The organism is Microcystis sp. BLCC-F209, from assembly GCF_041928595.1.
Classification (GTDB): Bacteria; Cyanobacteriota; Cyanobacteriia; order Cyanobacteriales; family Microcystaceae; genus Microcystis.
Genome location: NZ_JBHFLL010000152.1, coordinates 1 through 1,275, shown reverse-complemented (window position 1 = coordinate 1,275; position 1,275 = coordinate 1). Strand labels below are relative to the sequence as shown.

Below are 1,275 nucleotides of genomic sequence, written 5' to 3'. Positions count from 1 at the left end.
TCCTATTGAAAACTTTTGGTCAAAAGTCAAAGCGATATTAAGAAAACTGAAGGCGAGAACTTACAAAGACTTAATAGAAGGGATTGAATTAGCTATGTTAGAAGTTACTCAAAAAGATATTCGCAATTGGTTTACTCACTGTTGCTACTGTACCTCATGAGTCAGAGAATTGCTATAGTTTCTCAAGAAAGAACCTTTTTTTATCCACTATTTCTCAATTTAGTTAAAGTAATCTCACCAGATTTTCATCTTCTACCAGCTGCTCAGTTTGTTGTGTATGCCTTAGCGGTATTTGTTTTTTTTAGAGGTCTAAGGATAGCAAACTTTTCCAAAATTCAAGCACTTGTCACTGCTTTGCCTCTGCTACATACCCAAATTCTTTGGAGATTTGTTCCGGCGCAATTGCCAGAGATTTTATAGGTATCTATGGCTATCCTAACCATAGCTTTTATCTTCATGTTTGTTAAACAAACCTATAACTATTTTCTTCTAACTGCTCTGTCGTTGAGCTTATTCCTAACCTATCAAACTCGACCTTCCTTTTTGTTTCTCATCCCTCTAGTACCTCTGCTTACTTTTGTTCTAGTATTCTTTTTTAATTATCACCATAGAGTAAGAAATAACGGTTCTTCGTTACTTGGTATGGTTCGATTCGGTCGCATAAATCGACTAAATTCTTATCTGGCAAGGGACTTAATTGATTAGTTCGCTCTAGAGCAAAAACAATTGACAAAAATCGCCAAGTGCCTTTCTATATCCCCTAAACTGCCTAAGTCTTCGGGAGCGGCCTCTTGATAGAGAATTTCGGCGATTCATCGGGCGTATTCTTGGAGTTTTTTCTGGTTTTCTGGGTTCATTGACCGTTTACTCCTTTGATATATCCCTATTTTACTCGATTCTTCTACCGGTCTCCAGCGCACTCTTCTGCAAAACTGACTTGCTCCCAGTCCACTCGCCTCAGTTTTCCAACAATTCCTATTTTTTCATAATTAGGGGTCTCAAGACCCCCCTAGCGACCACCGAGAAAATCTTCACCAGCTAAGTAGCTGGTTATAATTAAATTAAAAATGGATTTTAGGTTCGATCCCTCCTGTCCCCCTTGATAAGGTAGGGTTGATTCATGAATCAACCCTACCCTTGATAACCTATCCATTAGTCACATCTTTCTTAACATAAAATTTGACAAAAAGAGAAAAGTGTGCCAGATGGCTCAAGGGGGTTCTATGGGGGGACTAATTTGATGAGATAGTTTCCAAGTCTGGCTGATATCATGTA

At 38.4% G+C, this 1,275-nt stretch carries 1 protein-coding gene and 1 pseudogene; both read left to right on the top strand.

Features of this window, described 5'->3' with window-relative positions; genetic code table 11:
* Positions 1–160, top strand: a pseudogene (locus ACE1AQ_RS09420) (IS630 family transposase); the annotation flags it as partial.
* Positions 157–420 carry a hypothetical protein gene (locus ACE1AQ_RS09415; protein ID WP_110546118.1) on the top strand — a complete coding sequence of 88 codons (264 nt, stop codon included), beginning with the start codon at positions 157–159 and terminating at the stop codon, positions 418–420. The pseudogene ACE1AQ_RS09420 and the gene ACE1AQ_RS09415, both read left to right, overlap by 4 nt.
* Positions 421–1,275: the final 855 nt, after the last annotated feature.